Here is a 9,036-nt window from a genome sequence, read left to right on the forward strand (position 1 = left end):
GGTAGACTGTCTCCAAAATGAGTTATAGATCAACGCCCTCCCTCTTTTTTTCCCTCAGCAATTACTGAAGAGATCCCGGTCGCTTTTACATGGGTTCTAAGTAAGGCTTCCGCTTCAGTAAGTGCAGGTGAGAGACCATCACCTGAAAAGCTGATAATCACCATCATGATCTGCCTTGTGTGAAGCGAAATCATGGCCCTTTCCGAGTCGCTGGTCGGGGAGCCGAAAGGCCCGTGTTCATCTTCGAAAACCGGGAGGTTCTCAAGGTTGATGTTCGACTTGCCTATACCTTTGTATGACTGTCCTGGTTCACCGACACGAAACGTAAAGGGTGGCACTAATTTGGATAAGTCATAAGTACCAACCGGGTGCAGCGTTTTCAGCGAGATTAAATTATTGATGTCAACGATAGTATTGACCTGGTACAATCCCTTGCCTTGAAGTACACGGCGCAGCAAGGCTTCCGAAGAACCTCGATAACGGGATGGGTCTTTTCCAAGGATTTTATAGACGTTTCGTAACGATGCAATCGGAGAGAGGCCGGTGATGTTAGCCCCCGTATAAGTTTTTTTGATTATAGAAATTTGATTGGTGATCTTGCCCCACAGTTCTTCATCATATTCTGTGTTCTGAACTGTAGCGGTCAAAATACCCAGTTTTAGTTGTGGGGCCGCATCTGACAAAGCAGGATCGATATGAATTGGTTTGACCATGTTATACCCTCCTTTAGTATAGACAGTGTGAATCTCTTGTATTTCTTCTAATACAGGTGCCGGTTGTCCTTCTGCTGTCATATATATCAATCCTGGAGTATACATGGGCGGTTCGTCTCACTAACTAGTTACCAGGCTGTATTGCAAACAACAAAATGGATTACTTATAATTGAAGATAAAATATGAAAAATTTTCGCCGGCATTTGCGAACACCGGAAGCTTCGAAAAAGACCCAGGGGGTGTTCGGAAACGCCAAAGCCCGCATAAGATAAGAGGGAACACTACTTTTTGGATGGAGGTTATCCAATCAATAAAGCCCGAAACTTGTCCAAATCTGGGAGATGTTCGGAAAATTGCATACAAACTCAATAAAATCAAAGGGTACAGTGAACGCTGAATCAACAAGTACACCTCCGGTAGGAGGATTGAAACAATTGAACCCCAATTTCATTAAAATGAGATTAAACCTAAAGAATCAACAAGTACACCTCCGGTAGGAGGATTGAAACAAGTCAGGATTGTAGCTCTTGCGGACGACTTCCAGAGAATCAACAAGTACACCTCCGGTAGGAGGATTGAAACTTTCGGTGTCTAAAGTAACCACGTCCGAGCGCTCATTGAATCAACAAGTACACCTCCGGTAGGAGGATTGAAACGTGTCGAGAATCGGCTGACGTTGCTTCTGGTAACACCGAATCAATAAATAAACTTCAGGAGACCATCGTACTGCGTTAGTCACTAAAACAAAAAAGTCTGTCAACTTCCAGCACCGTAAAAACCCGGGGGTTGACAGACTTTTGTTCAGTTTGTTTCCGATACGAAGGGAAAATGGCTCCATATTTGAGAATTGTTGCCTGCCTTTGCCAAAAAAAAGAGGCGTCCATCGCCTCTCTAACCTAGGGCATATAAGTCGAAAAATCCAAAAACATTTCTGTTTATTGGAAAGAACCGAGTCGCCGGATGCTGGCTCTGCCTCTGTTGATTTAAGCATTAAATTCCTTCCACAATCCGTTTTGCCCGTTGATGCGCCTCGTACAACAGTCTCTCTTCGTCAATCGTCAACAGTTCTCTGTTTTTCATCAGGATCTTTCCATTCACAATCGTTGTCACCACATCTTGACCGAAAGCGGAATATACCAGCAGCGAGACCAAATCATGATGCGGCACCAAGTGTGGTTGATGGATATTAACCAGAATTAAGTCAGCCTTCTTCCCAACCTCAATCCTTCCAACCTGATGATCCATTTGCAAGAGTGTAGAACCATTTATCGTGGCCATTTGGAGAATCGTATGTGCATTGATGATCGCGGGATCAAACCGATCTAATTTCTGTAGCCCGGATGCCATCTTCATTTCTTTGAACAAATCGAGGGAAGTGGCGCTTCCTGCACCATCGGTACCCAATCCGACCAAAATCCCTTTTTCCAAAAATGAATAAACAGGGGCGATACCACAACCCAACTTCATATTGCTGAAAGGATTGTGTGCCAAGCCGCCTTTCATATTCTGCAATAATGCAATGTCATGGTCATCAAGGTGAACGGCATGGGCCAAGAGCACATGATAATCACCGTCAAACAAGCCTAAATCGTATAGGTATTCGGTTGGGCTCTTTCCGTATTTGTGATTGATTTTTTCCGCCTCTTCCTGCGTTTCCGCTAAATGGATGTGAATCGGAACCTGTAGCTCTTTGGCAATCTCCATCACTTCTTTCAATTGGTCCGGGGGACATGTATACGGAGCATGGGGGCCCATCATCGTCGTGATACGGCCATCCGCTTTTCCGGACCAGGATTTAACCAAATCAATCCCCTCTCTCAAACGCGGTCCGCCATCATCATCGAGAAACACCAGACCGCGGGTCAAAGATGCCCTGATGCCGGAATCATGTACAGCTTGGGCAATTTGATCCATATGTATATACATGTCCGCATAAGCGGTGGTTCCCGATTTAATCATCTCGGCAATTCCCAATAACGCCCCCCAATAAATATCCTCCTGATTCATGTTTGCTTCGGCAGGCAACATTTTTCGGTTGAGCCATTCCATCAGCCGCAAATCATCGCTGAAGGAGCGCAGTAAACTCATGGGGGAATGGTTGTGCGCATTAATCAATCCCGGTAGCGCCACGCAATGAGACGCATGAATGATTTCATCAAAAACAGACAAATCAGCGGGAAGATCGTTAGTGATATCGGCAATTTGATCATCTTCGATAACGATATTGGCTCGATATGGATGAAATTGTTTTTCCTGATCCTTATAATCTAAAATCAACGGATCCTTAATAAAAATTTTCATGGTATCCTCCTCACATCGTCGCGCGGTCTCGCCATCCATACGTGCAACATGGGTGTCAACGACCGGTATTGAACGTCATATCCCCGGGATATCCACCATTGGCACAGCCATTCCAGGTGAACATAGTATTCCGACGCCATCTCCTTCAGCACATCCGTTCTGCCTGCCCGGCGGATCTTCTCTTTCCAGGCGTGAAACGTCTCGTTGCTCTCGATCATCCAATCGACAATACCGATTCTGCCACCCGGACGCAAAACCCGGTGCATCTCCTCCAGTGCCAGCGGTTTTTGTTCCTCGCGCAAGTGATGAAATGCAAAGCTGGTGACGATAAAGTCGAAAGCATCATCAGGAAAGGGGATGGCTAAAAAATTGCCCAGTTTGGTCGTCATTGCGGGACATCCGGATTCCGTTTGCGAAAAACCGTCCGGCTAGATTGCCTGTTCCCGCTCCCAGATCCAAGCCGGTTTCCTCCGGACGGGCATCAATCCACTCGGTCAGCGTTTGCAAGGCGTGGTCATACTCCGCATACAGGTCCAGCGGATCATTTCGCTCCACACGCTGGTCAAACGTTTCCGCCTGCTGATCAAACGCCCAAAGGTCTCGCCACTTTAACCTCCATTGTTCCCGCTCTTGCCAATGGCGTGTAAGACGGTACCAATCATCCCAGGAAGGGGCGCTGTTTTGTTCCCCGTTTTGAATCATCTGCTCAATGATCTCTAATTGATGTTTGAGTCGAACCCACTCGGTGAATGTGGCGGCCCGTTGCAGTTCCAGGTAGCGTGTGACGACATGTTCGTGGCCGCGGTCCACCTCCGCCAGCACTTTTTTGATCTCACTTACCGGCATGCCGATGCGGCGCAACGTCACGATCGTTTGCAGACGCCATGCCTCCTCCTCACTAAAGGTGCGGTATCGGTTGTCCGGTTCTTTGGGTGGCGCGATCAGACCCTTTTCCTCGTAGTAGCGGATGGCGCGTGGCGTGATTCCCAGCCGCTCCGCCATCTCCTTGATCTGCATTCTTCTCACGGAGATCCCTCCCGTTTCATCATAAACGTTGACGCTGCGTGAAAGTAAAGGGGGGAATGTACCGCCGGGTTCTGTCAGAAAATCGGCCAATCAGCCCCAGCCTATCAATCGGTAGCAGGTTATGTTGAAAAATATAAGATAGATAACCTATAATTGAAGATAAAAATATGAAAAAATTTATATTCGAAAAAATGATCTTCGTATAAAAGAAGATTTGCGTATTTCGGCATTTGCGAACACCGGAAGCTTCGAAAAAGACCCGAGGGGTGTTCGGAAACGCCAAAGTCCGCAAAAACAAAGGGGGATCTGACTTTTAGGTCGGAGGTAATCCAGTCAACAAAGCCCGAAACTCAGCCGAATCGTGGAGATGTTCGGAAAGACCCGGAGGGAGATAAAGACGTTGAAGGTTTCAGCGAACGCCGTCTCAATCAATACACCTCAAGCAGGAGGATTGAAACCGAGGTGGTTTTTATCTCATCCACGGCGGTGCTGACGTCTCAATCAATACACCTCAGGCAGAAGGATTGAAACTGCCTGCGAAAATTCGGCAATACGACATCTTCGAGGATCAATTCTTTGGTAAGAGAATTGAAACAGGGAGTACATAGCAAACGGTTTTGACGAATCAGTAAATACATCTCCGGCAGGGATGAAAGCAAAATGGTACTCCCGGTAAACTTCAGCTTTTGGCTGGTATCATGGGATGGCGTAATGAAGAAGATCCTGGCATTGCTGACTAACGATGATCAAACCAATACTATTAATGGATCCGGCTGATTTGTCCGATGTTGGAGGCAATTTCAGTGCCGGATCCGATATGATATACCCAGCCTAGTCGATTTCCTGAATCGTCCGGGATTCTTTTCCGGGGGTGTAAGTTATATCTTTACTGAGAAGTTATATTTAATAAGGAAAGAGAGGATAGAAATTGCGTCTAAGAAGAAAAAGTTTATACTCTTGTTACTACCTGCTCTGGCATCTGCTTCACTAATTTCATTCCTGGTTTATTCTTGTGTCCAGATCTGGATTCCGCCCTACGATCCAGATGTCGTGAAACATGATGTCTCGAATTACTTGAGCAAGAAGTATGGGATCAAAGATGTTATGTTTGAAGAGATTGAGAGACCCAAATGCTCTGAGGCGGGGCCGTGCGACAGTCTTCATGTGAGTGTTACTCCCTACGATAAAGACTACCCGAGAGTGACGTTTACAGTCTTTTATGGGATTAAAGACAAGTTTTGTAACGACGATTATCTTGAGCGAGTTTGGGATAGTCAGGCAGATGATGACTTATCCAGAGATGTAGAACTGGCAATGGGCTTGAGCACTCGGGATCAGGTATCTATCGAGGTTTTCAATAAAGGCACTCCGTTCAAAGACCCTAAGACATTTCCGTCTTATAGAGATGAGCTGGATCATTGGGTTGAAGATGTAGGAATCTATGTAACCAAGAATGGGAATGTGAATAAGATGGATGCGGCACCAAAGCATCCCTTAACCCCGGAACGGTGGAGGCAAGAAGCGGAAACCTTGGTAAGTCTGAAGAAAAAGCTCCTGGCCAAAGGGATAACTGAAGATCAACTCAAGTTGTTTAGATTGAATGTTGAGTATGGGAAGAACTCATATACGATTTCTATGGATAAGGTTTCTTATGATGTGGAGACCACATTTTGGTACTTACAGACTTTAGATCCGCAAAGTTATCAAGATAAGACGAGGTTGGAGTAAACTGTGATGGGATTATATAAGAAGTTGGGTGTAATGTTGGTTGTTATGGTACTTGTTTGCAGCTTTTTGATAGCTTGTTCTTCTTACTCAGAATATGAAATGGAAGAGAAGCAGTATGTGGATCTTTCGAAGATGAGCCCTTCAGAAGAGAAAAGAGTAGGAAAATTGGCTATGGATTATGTAGAGAAAACATATCATAAGGCATTTAGGGTAGATGAAGTTTGGAAAGATGAAATCTTTGGGGCTTATTATCAGATAAAAGGTGCAGTACAGGATGGCACCAAAATAACGGTTATTTATGACCCTCCCGGTGAGTTTAGAGATGATTATGTACAGACGATATGGTTAAATCAAGTGCAGCCAGATATACAGAAATTGCTGGAGAAGAATGTGAGCTTGAGGAGTATAGACACAGAGAAGATTGATTATGACGATTTGGAAGGGAATATTGGCCAGAAGTATGGGAAGGACATCCCCTCTTTCTATCATGTCTTAAGTAGCAAGAAAGGGGAGCATTTTACGCTGAATTTGGTTTTGGAAGTTTATCAGCATGGAGGAAAGGCACCGGAAGATATAAGTAATCTTTTGAGAGAGCTAAAGAAAACCTTTCATAATGCTTCGATACAGGTATTTGTTTATACTGATGAACTAAAGCATTACCCGGAAATAACGTCTGATTCGGAACGTCAATATAAATATCTGTTGGAAAGATACGATATATCGGGAGATTTAACGAAGGTTGATCTAAATAATCTGGATCACTATAAAGTGCGTTATGTACAACCGACAAACAGGTATTATTAAAGAAAACAGGCACCCGACGAGGGGCTGATTGGATTGCTGCTCAGATTTGCCTTTTAGGGTGAAATAGAGTGTGACCAAGATTATGAACGATCACGCTTGATCGTAAGATCTCTATGTACATAACCGAAATATCGGTGCATGCAAGACCTTCTCTAGGCAGAAGATCAAGTAAAACAGAGATTGCATTATAGTTATGCAGATTCTTGCATGATAAAAAGACCAGGGGTGATCTGTTTCCCTGGTCTTTTTGTGAGATTTCGGGGAAGGAGAGCAAGCGGGGGCATGTTTGATGATCGCCTGTTCCCTGTAGCTGTACGAACGACATTCAAGTCGAAATATTCGCAATCATACAAGGAATGATGGAGCATTAGTGCAATCACTTGTACAAGTTCATCCGTTCTACAACGGAAATAAACGAGCAGCTTTGGTATACTTGGACACTTAATGATCAACCAAGAGGCTGAATGAAGAGTCCAGGGCGCAATACCCTGGTTTGTTAGATTGGCCGGGGCGAAATCAGCCACGTAAGAATATCTGTCTTATTCTTTTGATATATTTGGAATAATAAGGTACGGATGCCTTTTTAATCCTGATATCGATTCAACACGTGGCTCATCTCTTCGTGTCTGATCATCATCGTAGTGTTTCAATACCAATATGGATGCAACTAAACGATTACACAAACCCAACATACCAAGTCAATGACCGAGTTTCAATCCCAGTATGGATGCAACTAAACGTTTTCAGGACAGCCATCGTGTACAGCAATTACGAAGTTTCAATCCCAGTATGGATGCAACTAAACAGATGGGGTGATATTTACATGATCGACATTAAAGGGGTTTCAATCCCAGTATGGATGCAACTAAACCCGTGTGTGAACATCAGTAATATCAATTATTTTTCATTATAACTAAAGTGGAAAGAGTCTGTGAACCTCCAATCGTGCAAAATCCCCGGGAGGTTCACAGAAAAAGCAAGTGAAAATAGGATTTTAGAATAAAATACAGAAAGATAAATAAAAACGGCAGTTGATAGATTTATTAGAAAATATTATTTTGAATTAATCTCCTTAAAGAACAACATTATAATTTCTACGACAGAAGAAAGGGGTGACGTTCTTTCAAATGCGTGTTGAAGTGAAATTTCATTTAGCGAAAGAAATCCTGTTGCCTTATGATCTGAGCTACTACATAAGCAGTTATATCTATCGTTGCATTAAGCAAGCCGCACCTGAACTGTCCGAATGGTTGCATAACACTGGTTTGAAATACAAAGGAAGAAGATACAAACCGTTTGTTTTTTCCCGGTGCAACTTCGCTTCAAGAGTGAACTTGGATTCGGTCATGAAAGTGAAAGGTACGCTTTCTTTTCAGATCGATTCGATCATGCCAGAGATCGTTCACCGGTTTGTTGAAGGTGCATGGGCAAATGGGCATTTGGATCTGTTTGAATTCAAGTTCCCATTACAGGAGACCTGTTTCCTGCCCCCTGTATCTTTTAGCGAAACCATGGTCTACAAAGCGTTAAGCCCAATTGTGATCCCGATACAAAAAAATAACCAAATCGTCTTTAGCCATCCCTTGGATAGCCGTTTTTACGACAGTATGCGAAATTCATTAAAGAATTGGTACTACCTGCGCTGGCAGGAAGAGTTTCCGGAAGGGGAGGAGATACACATTCAACTTTACCGCCCCGAAAAATTCCAACTGGGTAAAGCGGCTGTATTAACCCGTTTTAAGGATAAAAATATCAAGGGATATCTTGTTCCATTGGAAGTAGAGGCCCCGGTGAAGATGCAACAAGTGATCTATGAGGCGGGGATCGGCTCTTATGGTTCACAAGGGTTTGGCATGGTTGAAGCTCTAAAGGAGGTGAAATGAATGGGAGCAATCCTGCGGTTTGCCACCTTACAAGTTAACTGGCATCAAATAATCGAGTCACTAGGGCGTGTCTGGTGAATCACTAATTGAGCCAAATCATCAGGGAAATCAAGGTAATGGCAGCACAAAAATAAACCGCCCGTTTTTCATAGCGCGTGGCAAAGCCACGCCATTGCTTCAGACGGTTAATACAACGTTCAATCATGTTTCGACGTGCATATCGTTCTTTACTGAAGGAGAGAGGACGACCTGGCTTTTTGGACCGGCGCTCAGCCTGATTTTTACGCTCTGGAATCGTGTGGGGAATGCCACGTTTGAGGAGAAGACGCCGGCAAAATGGATAGCTGTAGCCGCGATCTGCAATCAAATGATCCGGCCTCTTACGAGGTCTTCCTTTTCCAAAACGGGGAACACAAATGGAGTCCAGCAATGCTTGTAATTGGGTACAGTCATGCTGTTGACCTGGGGTGATGGTAAAAGCGAGAGGACGACCTTTCCCATCACAAGCAAGATGAATTTTGGTCGTCAGTCCTCCACGGCTCCGACCCAGTGCCTCATTTTGGAAGTGAGGATCCCCCTT

At 44.4% G+C, this 9,036-nt stretch carries 9 protein-coding genes; 4 read left to right on the top strand and 5 right to left on the bottom strand.

The features are described from left to right. Positions 1–29: 29 nt before the first annotated feature. The 4 genes from I8U19_RS09945 to I8U19_RS09960 form a co-directional block, all read right to left on the bottom strand. Positions 30–713, bottom strand: coding sequence for a B3/B4 domain-containing protein (locus tag I8U19_RS09945; protein WP_198055804.1), 684 nt, complete (start codon positions 711–713; stop codon positions 30–32). A 991-nt stretch (positions 714–1,704) separates the two neighbouring features. Next, the gene (locus tag I8U19_RS09950) at positions 1,705–3,015 is read right to left on the bottom strand and encodes an amidohydrolase (RefSeq protein WP_198055805.1); all 1,311 of its coding nucleotides are present in this window, start codon (positions 3,013–3,015) and stop codon (positions 1,705–1,707) included. Further along, entirely contained in the window at positions 3,012–3,404 is a 393-nt protein-coding gene (locus I8U19_RS09955) for a class I SAM-dependent methyltransferase (protein ID WP_198055806.1), read from the bottom strand. Before I8U19_RS09955 ends, I8U19_RS09950 begins: the two co-directional genes overlap by 4 nt. Next, entirely contained in the window at positions 3,361–4,032 is a 672-nt protein-coding gene (locus I8U19_RS09960) for a MerR family transcriptional regulator (protein ID WP_232337255.1), read from the bottom strand. The genes I8U19_RS09955 and I8U19_RS09960 overlap by 44 nt, the downstream gene beginning before the upstream one ends. 1,113 nt (positions 4,033–5,145) lie before the next feature. Between I8U19_RS09960 and I8U19_RS09965 the strand changes: the two genes are divergently transcribed. The 4 genes from I8U19_RS09965 to cas6 all read left to right on the top strand — a co-directional run bounded on the left by I8U19_RS09965 (position 5,146) and on the right by cas6 (position 8,456). Then, the gene (locus I8U19_RS09965; RefSeq protein WP_198055808.1) at positions 5,146–5,769 is read left to right on the top strand and encodes a hypothetical protein; all 624 of its coding nucleotides are present in this window, start codon (positions 5,146–5,148) and stop codon (positions 5,767–5,769) included. A gap of 6 nt (positions 5,770–5,775) precedes the next feature. After that, positions 5,776–6,573 (top strand): hypothetical protein, encoded by a 798-nt coding sequence (locus I8U19_RS09970; protein WP_198055809.1) that lies wholly within the window; start codon positions 5,776–5,778, stop codon positions 6,571–6,573. Between the two features lie 370 nt (positions 6,574–6,943). Beyond that, positions 6,944–7,018, top strand: coding sequence for a Fic family protein (locus tag I8U19_RS17650; RefSeq protein WP_370589285.1), 75 nt, complete (start codon positions 6,944–6,946; stop codon positions 7,016–7,018). Between the two features lie 682 nt (positions 7,019–7,700). After that, positions 7,701–8,456 carry a CRISPR-associated endoribonuclease Cas6 gene (cas6, locus tag I8U19_RS09980; RefSeq protein ID WP_198055810.1) on the top strand — a complete coding sequence of 252 codons (756 nt, stop codon included), beginning with the start codon at positions 7,701–7,703 and terminating at the stop codon, positions 8,454–8,456. A gap of 82 nt (positions 8,457–8,538) precedes the next feature. On the opposite strand, the gene I8U19_RS09985 is transcribed toward cas6, so the two are convergent. After that, positions 8,539–9,036, bottom strand: a 498-nt coding sequence (locus I8U19_RS09985) for an IS5 family transposase (RefSeq protein WP_198055811.1), incomplete at its 5' end; no start/stop codon positions are given.

The sequence above is a fragment of the Thermoactinomyces sp. CICC 10523 genome, assembly GCF_016055105.1.
GTDB classification, from domain to species: Bacteria; Bacillota; Bacilli; order Thermoactinomycetales; family Thermoactinomycetaceae; genus Thermoactinomyces_A; species Thermoactinomyces_A daqus.

Bases quoted from the DNA above. Each gene is read 5' to 3' on its own strand.
- I8U19_RS09945 (WP_198055804.1), bottom strand. From the start codon at position 713: ATGGTCAAACCAATTCATATCGATCCTGCTTTGTCAGATGCGGCCCCA.
- I8U19_RS09950 (WP_198055805.1), bottom strand. From the start codon at position 3,015: ATGAAAATTTTTATTAAGGATCCGTTGATTTTAGATTATAAGGATCAG.
- I8U19_RS09955 (WP_198055806.1), bottom strand. From the start codon at position 3,404: ATGACGACCAAACTGGGCAATTTTTTAGCCATCCCCTTTCCTGATGAT.
- I8U19_RS09960 (WP_232337255.1), bottom strand. From the start codon at position 4,032: ATGCAGATCAAGGAGATGGCGGAGCGGCTGGGAATCACGCCACGCGCC.
- I8U19_RS09965 (WP_198055808.1), top strand. From the start codon at position 5,146: ATGTTTGAAGAGATTGAGAGACCCAAATGCTCTGAGGCGGGGCCGTGC.
- I8U19_RS09970 (WP_198055809.1), top strand. From the start codon at position 5,776: ATGGGATTATATAAGAAGTTGGGTGTAATGTTGGTTGTTATGGTACTT.
- cas6 (WP_198055810.1), top strand. From the start codon at position 7,701: ATGCGTGTTGAAGTGAAATTTCATTTAGCGAAAGAAATCCTGTTGCCT.